The following is a 15,473-nucleotide window of genomic DNA, read 5'->3' as shown; positions in this document are numbered from 1 at the left end:
AGCTCCGAAAAGGGGCGCCTGCCCCCGGCAATTCGCGCCAGGACTTGAGCCCCGGCTGCGTGAAATCAGTGCGACTGCCTGATCTTGAGCGCCTTGATCGCCTGCCCCGTGCCTTCGTACAGCACGACCAGGTTGCGCGCCGCCAGCGACGAGCCGCGGCCGGCGACCGAGCCTTCGAGGTCGGGCCGTTCGCCGATCTCGAGGCAGCGCAGCCACGCCGCCTCGATCATCGGCAGCAGCTCGCCCGCGCGCGCGGGCTCCTCGGTCGCCCAGTCGAGCAGCAGGTCGCCGAGCGCGAAGAAGAAGTCGGGCGAGTGCGACCACGCGGCCATCGCGTTCTCGGCCAGCAGCACGGCCTGCGAATGCTGGCGGCACTTCTTGAGCGCGTGCATCTCGCGCACCAGGCGGTCGTGGTGCCAGCCCGGCACGGTGCCCGCCAGCGTGACGGTGGCGCCGCTGGATTCCTCGCAGGCGCGCGAGCGCGCGAAGTGCGCGCAGGCGTCGGCGTAGCGTTCGTAGACGTCGTGGTCCTTGCCGATCTGGTAGTGCAGGTAGGCGTCGTCGGGGGCCTGCGCCAGCGCGCGCGCGAGCAGGTCGGCGTTGCGGCCGGCCTTGGCCTTGAGCGCCTCGGACAGGTAGCCGTCGTGCGCGAGCACCGTCGCCAGCCGCCTGACCGGCAGCTGGTGCGTCGGCTGTTCGTGCACATGGCCTTCGTAGCCGACGCCGCGCGGCAGCACGCGCGGCAGCCAGCTGGGCGAGACGGACACGCCGATCGGCGTGTCGAACGAGCTGTCGACGCGCAGCGTGCCGACGAAGTCCGGCTTGGTGTGGCGCAGCGCCAGCAGCTCGACGCCGGCCTCGGCGATCCACTCGTCGGCGTCGACGACGATGGCCCAGTCGGCGTCCGCCAGCTTGAGCGCGGCGTTGCGCGCGGCGGCGAAGTCGTCGCACCATTCGAAGTGGCCCACGCGCGCGCCCGCGGAGCGCGCGAGCGCGACGGTGGCGTCGGTGGAGCCGGTGTCGAGGACGACGAGTTCGTCGACGCAGCTGGCGACGCTGGCCAGCGCGCGCACGATGCGCGCGGCCTCGTTGCGCGCGATCATCACGAGCGCGACCTTGTAAGGATTCATCATTGCTCCGCCGCCAGCGCCTGAGGCGCGAGGCCGGCCAGGTGGCGTTCGTGCATGCGCGCCAGCAGCGCGTCCATGTCGCGCGCCAGGCGCTCGGCGTCGAACAGCGGCAGCGAGCGGCGGTTGACGTCCAGGTGCGTCTTGATGCCCCGCAGGGTATCGGGCTCGTTGGCGAGCGCGGTGGCGAGCTCGACGTAGTCGGCTTCGGACTGGCACGCGAGGTCGGCGAGGCCGCAGGCCGCGACGAGGCTGGCCGCGACGCGCGACGCGAAGGTCTCGCCCGGCACGGTCAGCACCGGCACGCCGGCCCACAGCGCCTCGCTGGCGGTGGTGTGCGCGTTGCAGGGCCAGGTGTCGAGGAACAGGTCGGCGGCGCGCAGGCGGGCGATGTGGCTGGCCAAGTCGAGCTTGTCGGCGAAGAACACGCGCTCCGCCGCGACGCCGCGGGCGGCGAGCTCGCGCAGCAGGTTCTGCCTGGCGTGCGGGTTCCAGTCCAGCATCCACAGCACGGTGCGCGGCGCGCCGGCCAGGATGCGCGACCACAGGTCCAGCATGTGGGGCGACAGCTTGTAGGTCTGGTTGAAGCAGCACAGCACGACGGCGTCGTCGGGCAGGCCGAGTGCCGCGCGCGGCGGGCAGGGCGGCAGCGGGCGCGCGGCGTCGTTGGGCTGGTAGCAGCCTTCGAGCTGCGCGATCTGCTCGGTGTAGTTCGCGGCGTGCGACAGCGGCATCGTCACGCGGTCGCCGATCATGTAGTCGATGAACGGCGCGCCGGTCGTGCCCGGATAGCCGAGGTACGCCGCCTGCACCGGCGCGGGCCGGTACGCCATCAGCTCCATGCGGCTGTCGCGGGTGTGGCCCTTGAGGTCGATCAGGATGTCGATGCCGTCCTCGCGGATGCGGTTGGCGACGGCGCAGTTGCCGATGTCGCGGATGTCGACGAAGTGCTCGCACGCGGCGCGCACGCGCCGTCCGATCTCGGAGCCGTCGGCGCGGCTGTGCGAGTAGAGGAAGGTCTCGAAGCCGCTCGTGTCGCGGCGTTCCAGCAGCTCGGTCATCAGCACCGCGGTGGCGTGGTGGTAGAAGTCCGAGGACAGGTAGCCGACGCGGATGCGGCCGGGGCGGCGCGGGCCCGGCGCGGGCAGCGGCACGATGTGGCTGGTCAGGCCGGCGACGCGGCGCTCGGCCAGGCGGCGCTGCTGCTGCGGCGTCGACTCGATCGAGATCAGCGCGAACGGCAGCAGCAGGCGGGCGGTCTCCGGATCGTCGCGGTCGACGGCCTCGAGCAGCGCGCGCGTGTCCTCGGCGTCCTGCTGCCATTCGCAGGCCTGGCGGTTGGTCTGCACGACCAGGCTCAGCGCGAGCGCGCGCGTCGAGCCGTCGTCCAGCGAGATCGCGGTGCGGAAGCACTGCGCGGCCTCGAGGTCCATCTTCAGGTCCATGAAGCACAGGCCCAGGCGGTAGTGGACGATGGCGGAGTCCACCTTCAGCGTCAGTGCCTGGAAGTAGGCGTCGACGGCCCGGCGCGGCTCGCGCGTCTGGAACAGCGCGTTGCCCAGCGCGTTGTAGTAGTCGTGGTCGCGCGGGGCGTCGTCGGACAACGCCTGCAGCACGCGCAGCGCATCCGCGGGACGCGCCAGCTGCAGCGCCAGCTCGGCCGCCATGCGGCAGGCGACGGCGCTCGCCGGATCGAGCTCGCAGGCACGCTGCGCGGCCTCCAGCGCGGGCACGTGCTGCGCCAGCGCCATGCGCGAGCGCGCCAGGTTCATCCACATCAGCGCGTCGCGCGGCGCCAGCTCGGTGGCGCGCTCGAACTCCTGCACGGCCGCATCCCAGCGCCTGGCCCGGTGCGCGAGCACGCCGGCCTGGCGATGGCTTTCGGCGCGGCGCGCGCTGGCGGACGGCAAGGATGTGGAGTTCTTCATGATCGAGCCAGTCTAGGTTCAAGCCGCGGCGCGTTGGCTCCGATAACAGGCCCAGTCACGGTGCAGTTCGCGGGAACGTCCGACACGGATGCCAGCGAGAGGCACATCGCCGCGAACGCGGTCGTGCAAGTAGCCGATCAAAAAGTCCTCAAGTCTTTTGATCGGGGTTCCGAAAACCAACTCACGGCCCCACCCGTTTTCGACTTTGGGGCGAAAAACCCGGCAATCCCGCCGGACTTTGTCTCCCCAGGAGTGAACATCATGTCTCTCACGATCAATACCAACATCGCCTCGATCGATGCCCAGCGCAATCTGTCGGGTTCGCAGGCCTCGCTCGCCACGTCGATGCAGCGTCTGTCGTCCGGTCTGCGGATCAATTCCGCCAAGGACGACGCTGCCGGCCTGTCGATCGCCGAGCGCATGAACGCCCAGGTGCGCGGCATGAACGTCGCGATCCGCAATTCGAACGACGGCATCTCGCTGGCCCAGACCGCCGACGGCGCGCTGGCCCAGGTCAGCAACTCGCTGCAGCGCATGCGTGAACTGGCGGTGCAGGCCCGCAACTCCACCAACAGCTCGTCGGACAAGGACTCGCTGAACAAGGAATTCGGCCAGCTGCAGGCGGAAATCACCCGCGTGCTCGGCGGCACGACCTTCAACGGCAAGGCCATGCTGGGCGCTGACGCGACCACGCTGAACTTCCAGGTCGGCGCCAACACGACGTCCAACGACACCGTGTCGATCAAGACGGTCAACATGACCACCGACTCGACGATGACCGCCGTGACCAACACGAGCACCGCCGTGATCGACTCGTCGGCCACCTCGGGCGCCATCGGCACCGTGATCGACAACATCGACAAGGCCATCGACGACGTCAACGACACCCGCGCCACCTTCGGTGCGACGGAAAGCCGCTTCGACTCGATCATCTCGAACCTGCAGTCGGGCGTCGAGAACCAGACGGCCGCCCGCAGCCGCATCATGGACGCCGACTTCGCGGCGGAAACCGCGAACATGAGCCGCGCCAACGTGCTGCAGCAGGCCGGCACCGCGATGATCGCCCAGGCCAACCAGCAGCCGCAGCAGGTGCTGTCGCTCCTGCGCTGATCGACGCGCACTCGGCGCCGCCTCCGGCGCTACCTCGAACGGCTTCGCCTCCAGGCGTCGCCGTTCGCGATTTTTGCCCCGCTTTTCGAATGCACGCCTTCTCGAGAAATCGAGTGGGCGTGCCTGCATTCAGGGCTAAAGATTTCCGCGCAAGCCCCCGATAACAATTTCAACAGGCTCACGAATTCGAGCTTGGGTCCGGTGAGTGGCCAAGGGCCTGGCGGTGGATAGACAACCCCGTTCAGACCGTAGGAGCACCTGGCGCTAGGCAGACAAACCGCCAGTGCTCTTGCCGGAAAGAGTCCTCTTCAATCATCACCTTCCCAAGGAATCATCATGGCACTGACCATCAACACCAACATCGCGTCGATCGACGCCCAGCGCAACCTGTCGGGTTCGCAGATGTCGCTCGCGACGTCGATGCAACGCCTGTCCTCGGGCCTGCGCATCAACTCCGCCAAGGACGACGCTGCCGGCCTGTCGATCGCCGAGCGCATGAACGCCCAGGTGCGCGGCATGAACGTCGCGATCCGCAATTCGAACGACGGCATCTCGCTGGCCCAGACCGCCGACGGCGCGCTGGCCCAGGTCAGCAACTCGCTGCAGCGCATGCGTGAACTGGCGGTGCAGGCCCGCAACTCCACCAACAGCTCGTCGGACAAGGACTCGCTGAACAAGGAATTCGGCCAGCTGCAGGCGGAAATCACCCGCGTGCTCGGCGGCACGACCTTCAACGGCAAGGCCATGCTGGGCGCTGACGCGACCACGCTGAACTTCCAGGTCGGCGCCAACACGACGTCCAACGACACCGTGTCGATCAAGACGGTCAACATGACCACCGACTCGACGATGACCGCCGTGACCAACACGAGCACCGCCGTGATCGACTCGTCGGCCACCTCGGGCGCCATCGGCACCGTGATCGACAACATCGACAAGGCCATCGACGACGTCAACGACACCCGCGCCACCTTCGGTGCGACGGAAAGCCGCTTCGACTCGATCATCTCGAACCTGCAGTCGGGCGTCGAGAACCAGACGGCCGCCCGCAGCCGCATCATGGACGCGGACTTCGCCTCGGAAACCGCGAACATGAGCCGCGCCAACGTGCTGCAGCAGGCCGGCACCGCGATGATCGCCCAGGCCAACCAGCAGCCGCAGCAGGTGCTGTCGCTGCTGCGCTAAGCAGCGCCGCCAGGCCGGGGACGCGTCCCCGGCAGCGATTCCAGAAAAGCCCCGCCAGGCGCAAGCCGGCGGGGCTTTTGCCTATGGAGCGGCCCATTCCGGGCCTGCGGAAATCCAGGATCCCGGACAGGAATTGGCCTGACTTGAGGCCTCATATCGGCGATTTGCCCGGCCTCAAGTATTCGCACAATCCAATCCAACGTCACCTCAATCCAAAAGGTCGAGGAGACGCGGTCCGGAAGCACCGGCGATGAAGCGCAGAGCGTAGTCGGGGTGACCAAGTACCGGGCTTGGAGGTGCGAGGCTCGCAAGGCCTGCCTGACAGCCACGCATCGAACTGAGTTCCGGCACTTTCGCCGGTTGTGCCTGAGTCCTGGAGTATCCACATGCCATTGACGATCAATACGAACATTGCTTCGCTGAATGCGCAGCGCAACCTCAACATGTCGCAGGGCTCTCTCGCGACGTCCATGCAGCGCCTGTCTTCCGGCCTGCGTGTCAATTCCGCGAAGGACGACGCCGCCGGCCTCGCCATCGCCGAGCGCATGAACGCCCAGGTTCGCGGCATGAACGTCGCGGTGCGCAACGCCAACGACGGCATCTCGATGTCGCAGACGGCCGAAGGCGCGCTGTCGCAGGTCAGCAACTCGCTGCAGCGCATGCGGGAACTGGCGGTGCAGGCCCGCAACTCGACCAACAGCTCGTCGGACAAGGATTCGCTGAACAAGGAATTCGCCCAGCTGCAGTCGGAAATCGGCCGCGTCCTCGGCGGCACGACGTTCAACGGCAAGCACATCCTGGGTGCGGACGCGACCTCGCTGACCTTCCAGATCGGCGCCAACACGACCGCCGACGACACGATCACGATCGCGACGACGGACATGACGCTGGACACGACGATCACCGCCGTGACCAACTCGTCGAGCGCCGTGATCGACGCCACCGCCACCTCGGGCGCCATCGGCACCGTGATCGACAACATCGACAAGGCGCTGGACTCGATCAACGACACGCGCGCCACCTACGGTGCCACGCAGAGCCGCTTCGACGCCATCATCACCAACCTGCAGGTCGGCGTGGAGAACCAGTCGGCCGCCCGCAGCCGGATCATGGACGCCGACTTCGCGTCGGAAACCGCCAACATGAGCCGCGCCCAGGTGCTGCAGCAGGCCGGCACCGCGATGGTCGCGCAGGCCAACCAGCTGCCCAACCAGGTGCTCAAGCTCCTGCAAGGCTGACCGTCCGAACCGCCCAGGCGCACACGAAAGGCGCGCCCCGCAAGCCTCGAGGGTCCTCCCGCGGGGTTTGCGCGGCGCGCCTTTTCGTTGCCCGGACGAATCCGATCGATCGAAAAGGCGGGCTTTTCGGGCGCTCGGAATCGGATCGGGGCGGTGCCCGCGGCTCAAGAACGCGCCGCGTCGGCCGATAGTTCGCTTTAAGACCGCCAAGGAAGTCCATGACCACCACCCCGAGCTCGACGACGGGTTCCATCAGCTCCGCCGGCCTCGGCAGCGGGCTGGATGTCAAGAGCATCATCTCGTCGCTGATGGCCGTGGAGTCGCAGCCGCTGCAGTTGCTGCAGGACAAGGCGAACACGGTCCAGACCGAGATCTCCGCGGTGGGCCAGATCCAGAGCCTGACGTCCACGCTGAGCGACAAGGCGCACGCGCTGTCCAACTCCTCGCTGTGGACGCAGACGACCTCCAGCACGTCGGACTCGACGGTCGTGACGGCCGACACCTCCGGCGGCACCGCCGCGGCCGGCGACTACTCGGTCAGCGTGCAGCAGCTCGCGCAGGGCCAGACCGCGACGCTGGCCACGGCGGCGACCGCGCTGACCCCGGGCACGATCACGATCCAGCTCGGCACGTATTCGACCGACAGCGCCACGCCGCCCAACACCAGCTTCCTCGCGTCGGGCGCGGCCGCGCCGCCGATCACGATCGGGCCGGGCGACACGTCGCTCGCCTCGATCCGCGACAAGATCAACCAGGCCAACGCGGGCGTGTCGGCCTCGATCATCACGGACGCGAGCGGCTCGCGGCTGTCGCTGCGCTCGACCACCACGGGCGCCGCCAACGGCTTCCAGATCACCGCCACGCCGGCCGGCACCGACCCCGATCCGACGAGCAGCCTCGCGGCGCTGAACTTCGACGCGTCGACCGGCGCCGTCGGCTCGCAGATGGCGCTCAACCAGTTCGCCCAGAACGCGAAGGCGACCGTCAACGGCATCGCGGTGTCGTCGGCCACCAACAAGCTGAGCAACATCTCGGACGGCCTGAGCCTGACGCTGCTGAAGAAGACCGACACGCCGGCCGACGTCACCGTCTCGTCCGACACCGCCTCGATGCAGAAGGCGATCACCGACTTCGTGTCGGCATATTCGGCGGTGCAGTCCTACATCTCGCTCGAGACCAAGTACGACGCGGGCACCGCGGTGCAGCCCGGCACCTCGCGGCAGGACAGCCCGCTGACCGGCGATCCGTCGGTCATCGGCTTCCAGAACCAGCTGCGCGCGATCGTCAACACGACGTCGACGACGTCGTCGATGTTCGCGCGGCTGTCCGACATCGGCATCGCCGTGCAGACCGACGGCACGCTGGCGGTGGCCAGCAGCACCAAGCTGACGTCGGCGCTGCAGCATCCGGACGAGCTGTCCAAGCTGTTCACGACCTACGGCACGACCAACGAGAACACCGGCATCGCCGTGCGCTTCGGCGCGCTGGCCGACAACGCGGTCGGCGTCAACGGCACGCTGTATTCGCGCGCGAGCGGGCTGCGCGGCGAGCTGTCGCGCAACCAGCAGCAGCAGGACGACATGCAGACCCACCTGGACGCGACCCAGGCCCGCCTGACGGCGCAGTACCAGGCGCTGGACACGACGATGTCGCAGATGAGCGCGCTGTCGAGCTATGTCTCGCAGCAGGTCTCGCTGATGGAGAAGTAGCCGCCAGCGGCGGCCGGCAGGAGTTCGCGACGGATTCCCGCTGAAGCCATGCTTGCGTCGACTTGACCCCGCAAACCGGACAGTTCCGCTTCAAGACCGACGACGACACTTCCGATAACAAGTCAAGACGAACACACAACGGACTCGGATCCCGACCTCGAACCATGTTCACCGCCGCACCCCCTTCCGCATTCGGACGTTCCCACGGTTTCGCCAACGCGTACGCGCGCGTCGGCGTCGAGACGAGCGTCAACTCGGCCTCGGCCCACAAGCTGATCGAGCTGCTGTTCAACGGCTTCATGGACGCCATCACGCTCGCGCGCGGTGCCATGCGCGCCAAGCAGATCGAGGCCAAGGGCAACGCCATCGGCCGCGCCGCCCGCATCGTCGAGGAAGGCCTGAAGGCCGGCCTCAACCTGGAGGCTGGCGGCCGCCTGGCCGAGGACCTGAGCGCGCTGTACGCCTATGTTTCGCTGCGCCTGCTGCAGGCGAACCTGCGCAACGACGAGTCGGCACTCGACGAGTGCGTGCGCCTGATCGGTCCGCTGCGGGACGCCTGGGTCGCCATCGGCCCCCAAGTGGAAGCGGGCAACCTGTGAACACCTCGAGCACCTACACGCAAAAGAAGATCATGAGTACCAAGCTGCTCAACTACTACGAGGCCATCGAGAAGGCCAGCGCCGAGATGCTCGCCGCCGCGCGCACGGGCAACTGGGACGAGGTGGTCAAGCTCGAGGGCGCCTGCGCCGTGCTGATCGCCCAGCTCAAGAACGCTGCACAATCGAGCCACCTGATGCAGAACGAGGCCAAGGAGAAGTCGCGCATCATGCAGCGCATCCTCCTGAACGACGCCGAGATCCGCCACCTGGCCGAGCCGTGGCTCGAGGATCTCGACCACATGATGGGCGGCAAGCCCGCCATGCTTCATTGAGCCCCCACGCTCCCGCTGGTCGCTGCCCCCCGAGGGGGAGCTCGGTTCGGCTCGGGGCGTGACCCTCGCTTCCCGAGAGCTTGTATCAACCAGTCGCTGCGCGAAGACCACCAGACCTCCAACCATCATGTTCGAAGACACCCGCCCCGCCTCGCTGGATGACCTGGGAAGCGGCGACGCCCTCGCCGAGTTCCGCGTCACCGCGCCCGGGGAGATCCGCGCGCTGCTCAAGCAGCTGATGGACGACGCGGTGCCGCTGAACCTGAGCGCCTCCGACGGCAGCGCGTACACGACGATGCTGTGGACGGTCGACCCGGCCGCCGGCCGCGTCTCGTTCACGGCCGACATGATGGCCCCCGCGGTGCACGACATCGTCGAGGCCGACGAATGCGCCGCGGTCGCCTACCTCGACCGCGTCAAGGTGCAGTTCGACGTCACCGACCTGGTGGTGGTGCAGGGCCACAAGGCCAGCGTGCTGCAGGCGCGCCTGCCAGCGGAGATGTTCCGCTTCCAGCGCCGCAACACGTTCCGCGTGCGCACCCTCGAGCGCACGGCGCCGACGGCATCGTTCCGCCATCCCGGCATCCCCGACATGAGCCTCGCGCTGCGCGTGCTCGATGTCAGCATCGGCGGCTGCGCGCTGCTGCAGCCGGCCAACGTGCCGTTGCTGCAGCCCGGCGCGGTCATCAAGGGCGTGCGCCTGTCGCTCGACGCCGACACCCAGATCGACGCCGGCCTGATGCTGCACCACGTCACTTCCACCGGCGCCGAGAACGGCTCGGTGCGGCTGGGCTGCGAGATCGTCGGCATGGGTCCGACGGCGCAGCGCGCGTTGCAGGTCTACATCGACCAGACGCAGAAGCGGCGCCGGATGATGTCCCACGAGTAGCCTGGTCGGTGGGCTCGTGATCGATCGTCTGCGCTACCTCGCCGGCTCGCTCAAGGTCAGGCTCGCGCTCGCGAGCTTCGTGCTGATCGCCGCCAGCGTCGCGCTCACGGTCGTGCTCGTGCTGCGCGCGATGGAGCAGCGCAGCCAGCGCGCGGTGCTCGATTCCGAGATCGCCAACGCCGAGCGCATCGGCCTGGTGCTGTCGGCCAAGATCGTCTCGCTGCAGCGATCGCTGCGCGCCGCCTCCGAGCAGGTGCCCGTCGATCGCCTCGACAAGCCCGCCGCAGTCACGGCCTTCCTCGACGACCAGAAGGTGCTGCGCAGCCAGTTCGACAGCGTCTTCGTCGCCGATGCGCGCCTTCACCTGATCGCCGTCGCCGAGGAGGGCGACGTGCGCATGACCGACATCGACGCCTCCGATCGCGCCTACATCCGCCGTACGGTGCGCGCCAGGCGCTCCGTCATCTCGCAGCCGGGCGTCAGCCGTACCAGCGGCACGCCGATGTTCGTGATGACGATGCCGCTGTTCGACCGCGACGGCCGGATCGCGGCGATCCTGATCGGCGGCATGAAGCTGTCCACCAACGCGCTGCTGAACGACCTCACGCGCCCGGCGACGGACGACCACGACCCCGTCTCGACGATCGTCACCGACAACGAGGGCAAGATCGTCTCGCACCGCGACCCGTCGTGGATGATGAAGAACGCGGCGTCCGATGCGCACTTCGCCGCCGTGGTGGCGCGCTGGAAGGCGGAGGGCTCGCCGATCGAGCCGCAGGGCTCGGCGCGGCGCCTGGGCGACGACATCGTCGCGGTGGCCGGCGTCCCCGATGCCGACTGGGTGGTGTTCCGCAGCGCGCCGGCGGAGCTGCTGCTGGGCGGCCCGAGCGCCGGGCGGCTGCAGGCGATCTGGATCGGCTCGGCGGTCGCCGTGGCCGGAGGCCTGATCATCCTGCTCGTGATGCTGGCGCTGCTGCGTCCGCTGCGCCACCTCGAACGGCGCGCGCTGCGCCTGATCAACGAGGACTTCAGCGCGCAGGAGGCGTGGCCGCAGTCCGGCGGCGAGCTCGGCGAGCTGGCGCGCGTGTTCCAGCACGTGCTGCGGCAGAAGACCGCGATGCGCGCGGCCAGCGACGAGCTGCTGGTCAAGATGCGCGCGGTGATGGCCAATGCCCCGGTGGGTATCGCGTTCACGCGCCTGGGCCGCTTCGAGCTGGTGAGCGACCAGTTCGCGCGCCTGTTCGGCTACGACAGCGCGCAGGTGCAGGGCATGCGCACGCACGTGATCTGCCCGTCGGACGAATCGCACCGCTCGTTCATCCGGATGGCCACCGAGACCTTCGCGGCCGGCGGCACCTGCGACGAGGAGCGCGAGCTCGTGCGCGCCGACTCGAGCCGCTTCTGGGCCCGCCTGCAGGGCGCGCCGGTGTGCATGGGCGACACGAACGCCGGCACGATCTGGATCTTCACCGACATCACCGAGAGCCGCCGCCATCGCGAGCAGCTGTCGTGGTCGGCCTCGCACGACGAGCTCACCGGCCTCGTCAACCGGCGCGAGTTCGAGCTGCGCCTGGCCGAGGAGCTCGACGGCCGCGCCGACGCGGAGCCCTCCGCGGCGATGTTCATCGACCTCGACCGCTTCAAGGCCGTCAACGACGGCAGCGGCCACGCCGCGGGCGACCTGCTGCTCAAGCACATCGCGGGCATCCTCCTCAGCAGTGCCCGCGCGCACGACACCGTGGCCCGCATCGGCGGCGACGAGTTCGCCGTGCTGCTGGTCGGCTGCGACGTGCGCGTGGCCGAACGCATCGCCTCCAGCATCTGCACCCGCGTCGCCAACCACCAGCTCGAGTGGGAGAGCGGCGCCGAGTCGCAGAGGCTGTCGGTGGGCGCAAGCATCGGCATCGTGTCGATCGATGCCACCTTCACCACCGTCAAGGCGGTGCTCAAGGCCGCCGACGAGGCGTGCTACGAGGCCAAGCGGGCCGGGCGCGGGACGGTGCGGACCTACCGGCGGGCGGCCGGCCCGGCCAACCTCCTCGCCGACTGACGCCTGGGCGCCGCGGCAGCGGCGTACCGCCGACAGCCCGCATCCCCTGAACGCGGTATGGAGTGGTACTAACCCGGTCATAACCAATTTAATGACGCCTTAGGCTTCGCCCAAGTTATTAAAGCAATTTGACTTAAATGACTTGCGACGAGAAGGCCGACCCGGCGTCCCGGGCAGAAGCCTCGACCACGACCCCAACGGACGCGGCTTGCGGAGGGCCCGCGCCATCCCGTCTTTCAAACGTTTCCGAGGAACACCATGACCAACCGACTCCCGATCGCGGCCGCCTGCGCCGCGCTGGCCCTCGCGTCGATCGCGCAGGCGACCGAGGTCGCCCCCTATTTCGAGACCTGGGTCTACGGCAGCAGCACCGCGCCGAGCACGTTGATGCAGGCGAAGTCCGCCGGTGGCGTCGCTGCGGCCACCATGGCCTTCGGCGTGTCCGGCGGCGGCTGCTCGCTGGGCGGCGGCCTCGAGGCGAACCTGAGCGGCGCCGGCAAGACGGATATCGTGAACTTCCAGGCGGCCGGCGGCCGCGTGATCCTGTCGTTCGGCGGTGCCGACGGCACGTATCTCGAGAACGCATGCTCCGACGACGGCATGTTCAACCTGATCAAGAGCGTGCTGGACACCACCGGCGCGCGCGCGATCGACTTCGACGTCGAGGGCAGCCAGCTCGACATCGCTTCGCTGAACACGCGCCGCAGCAACGTCGCCAGGCGGCTGCAGGCGGCATACCCCGGGCTGTATGTCTCGTTCACGCTGCCGGTCGACCCGAGCGGGCTCGAACCGGATGCGCTGGCCGTGCTGCGCAGCGCCAACTCGGCGGGCGTCAACGTGTCCATGGTCAACGTCATGGCGATGGACTACGGCGACGCGTCCACCACGATGGGCGCGCGCGCCATCTCGGCCGCGACCGGCACGTTCAACCAGATCAAGGCCATCTTCACCGGCAAGACCGACGCGCAGCTGTGGGCGACGGTCGGCGTGACCCCGATGATCGGCGTCAACGACACCCAGACCGAGGTCTTCCGCCAGGCCGACGCCACCCAGCTGACCGCCTTCGCGCAGCAGAAGGGCCTGGGCCTGCTGTCGTACTGGGCGCTGCAGCGCGACATGCCGGGCGGAGGCAGCGACTACAACGACTTCAGCCTCGTCAACACCAAGGCCTACGAGTTCTACAAGATCATGGCCGCGGCCAAGGCGACGCAGCCGGGCGCGCTGGCCGACGGCACCTACACGATCACGTCGGCCTTCAGCGGCAAGTGCGTCGACATCGCGGCGGCGTCCACTGCCAACGGCGCGCAGGTTCAGCAGTACCAGTGCAATGGCACCGGCGCGCAGAAGTTCGCGATCACGAACATGGGCCAGGGCTGGTACCGCTTGATCAATACCAACAGCGGCAAGGCGATCGACATCGCCTCGGCGTCCACCGCCGACGGCGCCAAGGTGCAGCAATACACCGACAACGGCACGAGCGCGCAGCGCTTCTCGATCAAGCCGGGCTCGGACGCCACCACCTTCGTCCTCACCAACGAAGGCAGCGGCAAGTGCCTGGACGTGGCCGACTGGAGCACCAACGACAGCGCGAAGATCCAGCAGTGGACGTGCTCGGGCAACGTCAACCAGGCCTGGCGCTTCACGAAGCAGTGAGCGGAGACTGCTTGCGCAAATCGGCACGCCGATTTGCGCAAGCGCTCAGTGGCGCAGCGCGAAGCGCGCCAGCTCGACGAAGCGTCCGTGCTCCACGCAGCCGACGACCAGCGCGTCGATGGTGCCGGCGATGTCGATGCCGTCGGCGTTGATCGCGTCGCACAGCGCGGCCGCGGCATCGACGTCGGCCGCGTGGCCGACGGTCATGTGGGCGACGAACTGCACGTCGTGCCGCAGGTGCGGCGCCATCGGGCCCGTGTAGAGCCGGTCATGCAGCGTGGTCAGCTGGTTGCGGCCCAGGTCGGGCACCAGGTAGACGACGCCGCGGGCGGCGCCCTCGTCCGGCTCGGTCTCGAGGCACGTGAACGGAAACGAGACGGTGGACGCCGCGATCGTGCGGACATGGTCGACGTAGATTGCCTCGTCGACGGCGTCGCAGGCGAACAGCAGCGTGAAATGCGGCCCCAGCACGCTCACCTGGCGGTCGTGCCTTGCGCGAATGCCGGCGATGATTCGCGCGTCCTCCTCGCCGAGGCTCGGGAACGCGACGGTGTAGAGCTTGCGCATGAGCAGATTTTGTAGCACGGCCGGGCCAGACGACAATCCCGTCCATGCCCACCCCGCGCCTCGTCCAACGCCTCGGCCTCGCCATCATCGCCATCGGCTTCGTCGCCGGCGCTGCCGCCTACGTCACCGCCTCCGCCGACCCCGCCACCGACCAGCTCGCCCAGCAGCGCGAGATGCGCGAACTGGCACGCCTGGGCGGCACGGCCACGGTGCAGACCGTCAAGTTCAACCTGTGGCTGGGCTCGCTGTGGCACGGCGAGCGGCTGGCGGGCACGCTCGCGCTGCTAGGCCTGGTCGTCGGCGGCGCCTGCTGGAAGATCGGCGAGCTGATGGGCGAGGACGTCGACGAGGCCTAGCGTGCCCTGCCCGCCCGGCGCGAGAGCGCGAGCAGCAGGGCCGAGCCGAGGCTCATCAGCGCGAGGCTGCCGTTCTCGGGCACGCTGCCGGCGATCGTGCCGACCGTCCAGAAGCCCGAGGCGTCCGCGTCGCCGCGATCCGCGGTCGGCACGTGCTGGTCGACGCCGCTGCCGTCCGTGTAGTCGAAGCCGACGATGTTCGGGTTCGACGGATCGGTCAGCTGCACGTTGTCGGCCGGCTGGCCGGTCAGCTTCGCGGCATAGAACGTCGGATAGCCGTAGATCGCGCTCGGCGGCGACGACAGGTCCTGCACGTAGAATGCGTAGCTGGTGACCTGGCCGCCCGCGATCGTCAGCTGCGGGCCGGACACGCCGAACAGGCCGGCGTTGTCGGTCAGCGTCAGGTAGCCGTCGGTGGCGACGTACGAGAACCCGGCGGGCAACTCGGACGGATCGGCGAAGTTGTACGAGCCGTCCGCCAGCGCCACGGGCACCGTGAACGCGAACGTGAACTCGACGCCGGGGCCGCCCCCGAATCCGAGGATCGGGCTGCTGTCGTAGGTGTAGGTCTCGGAGGCCTGCACGGCGGTGCAGGCGAGCGCGCCGAGCAGGAGCAGCGCTGCGGGCTTGGAGAAGTTCATCGAGTCCTCCCGTTCCACGCGAGGCCCGCGAAGCAGGCCTGGTGAATCCAGGGTAGGACGCGAGGTTGCGGGCGTCAACACCATTTTGG

Annotated in this window: 14 protein-coding genes; 10 read left to right on the top strand and 4 right to left on the bottom strand. The window is 68.6% G+C overall.

Annotated elements, in window-relative coordinates:
* Positions 1-65: 65 nt before the first annotated feature.
* Entirely contained in the window at positions 66-1,130 is a 1,065-nt protein-coding gene (locus LPC04_RS03170) for a glycosyltransferase family 2 protein (RefSeq protein ID WP_275680729.1), read from the bottom strand.
* Positions 1,130-3,055, bottom strand: coding sequence for an O-linked N-acetylglucosamine transferase, SPINDLY family protein (locus LPC04_RS03165; protein ID WP_275680728.1), 1,926 nt, complete (start codon positions 3,053-3,055; stop codon positions 1,130-1,132). The genes LPC04_RS03170 and LPC04_RS03165 overlap by 1 nt, the downstream gene beginning before the upstream one ends.
* A gap of 261 nt (positions 3,056-3,316) precedes the next feature.
* Between LPC04_RS03165 and LPC04_RS03160 the strand changes: the two genes are divergently transcribed.
* From LPC04_RS03160 to LPC04_RS03120, 9 genes are all read left to right on the top strand, one after another.
* Positions 3,317-4,165 carry a flagellin N-terminal helical domain-containing protein gene (locus LPC04_RS03160; protein ID WP_275680727.1) on the top strand — a complete coding sequence of 283 codons (849 nt, stop codon included), beginning with the start codon at positions 3,317-3,319 and terminating at the stop codon, positions 4,163-4,165.
* 336 nt (positions 4,166-4,501) lie between these two features.
* The gene (locus tag LPC04_RS03155; RefSeq protein WP_275680726.1) at positions 4,502-5,350 is read left to right on the top strand and encodes a flagellin N-terminal helical domain-containing protein; all 849 of its coding nucleotides are present in this window, start codon (positions 4,502-4,504) and stop codon (positions 5,348-5,350) included.
* A 386-nt stretch (positions 5,351-5,736) separates the two neighbouring features.
* Complete coding sequence (locus LPC04_RS03150; protein ID WP_275680725.1) at positions 5,737-6,588, top strand: flagellin domain-containing protein; 852 nt, start codon at positions 5,737-5,739, stop codon at positions 6,586-6,588.
* A gap of 218 nt (positions 6,589-6,806) precedes the next feature.
* Positions 6,807-8,297, top strand: a complete 1,491-nt coding sequence (fliD, locus tag LPC04_RS03145; RefSeq protein ID WP_275680724.1) for a flagellar filament capping protein FliD — start codon at positions 6,807-6,809, stop codon at positions 8,295-8,297.
* 62 nt (positions 8,298-8,359) lie between these two features.
* Positions 8,360-8,896 carry a flagellar export chaperone FliS gene (fliS, locus tag LPC04_RS03140; RefSeq protein WP_420854695.1) on the top strand — a complete coding sequence of 179 codons (537 nt, stop codon included), beginning with the start codon at positions 8,360-8,362 and terminating at the stop codon, positions 8,894-8,896.
* A gap of 32 nt (positions 8,897-8,928) precedes the next feature.
* The gene (locus LPC04_RS03135; protein ID WP_275680723.1) at positions 8,929-9,228 is read left to right on the top strand and encodes a flagellar protein FliT; all 300 of its coding nucleotides are present in this window, start codon (positions 8,929-8,931) and stop codon (positions 9,226-9,228) included.
* A gap of 127 nt (positions 9,229-9,355) precedes the next feature.
* Positions 9,356-10,117 carry a flagellar brake protein gene (locus tag LPC04_RS03130; RefSeq protein ID WP_275680722.1) on the top strand — a complete coding sequence of 254 codons (762 nt, stop codon included), beginning with the start codon at positions 9,356-9,358 and terminating at the stop codon, positions 10,115-10,117.
* 16 nt (positions 10,118-10,133) lie between these two features.
* Positions 10,134-12,167, top strand: coding sequence for a diguanylate cyclase domain-containing protein (locus tag LPC04_RS03125; RefSeq protein WP_275680721.1), 2,034 nt, complete (start codon positions 10,134-10,136; stop codon positions 12,165-12,167).
* 258 nt (positions 12,168-12,425) lie between these two features.
* Positions 12,426-13,820 carry an RICIN domain-containing protein gene (locus tag LPC04_RS03120; RefSeq protein WP_275680720.1) on the top strand — a complete coding sequence of 465 codons (1,395 nt, stop codon included), beginning with the start codon at positions 12,426-12,428 and terminating at the stop codon, positions 13,818-13,820.
* A gap of 45 nt (positions 13,821-13,865) precedes the next feature.
* On the opposite strand, the gene LPC04_RS03115 is transcribed toward LPC04_RS03120, so the two are convergent.
* Positions 13,866-14,387, bottom strand: coding sequence for a 2'-5' RNA ligase family protein (locus LPC04_RS03115; protein ID WP_275680719.1), 522 nt, complete (start codon positions 14,385-14,387; stop codon positions 13,866-13,868).
* Between the two features lie 44 nt (positions 14,388-14,431).
* Between LPC04_RS03115 and LPC04_RS03110 the strand changes: the two genes are divergently transcribed.
* Positions 14,432-14,743: a hypothetical protein gene (locus tag LPC04_RS03110; protein WP_275680718.1), complete on the top strand. Its 312-nt coding sequence runs from the start codon at positions 14,432-14,434 to the stop codon at positions 14,741-14,743.
* On the opposite strand, the gene LPC04_RS03105 is transcribed toward LPC04_RS03110, so the two are convergent.
* Positions 14,740-15,384 (bottom strand): hypothetical protein, encoded by a 645-nt coding sequence (locus LPC04_RS03105; protein ID WP_275680717.1) that lies wholly within the window; start codon positions 15,382-15,384, stop codon positions 14,740-14,742. The genes LPC04_RS03110 and LPC04_RS03105 overlap by 4 nt on opposite strands.
* Positions 15,385-15,473 lie beyond the last annotated feature (89 nt).

The organism is Scleromatobacter humisilvae, assembly GCF_023231945.1.
Taxonomy (GTDB): domain Bacteria; phylum Pseudomonadota; class Gammaproteobacteria; order Burkholderiales; family Burkholderiaceae_C; genus Scleromatobacter; species Scleromatobacter humisilvae.
Note: the sequence above shows the minus strand (reverse complement) of the source record. Positions and strands in the feature narration are given on the sequence as shown.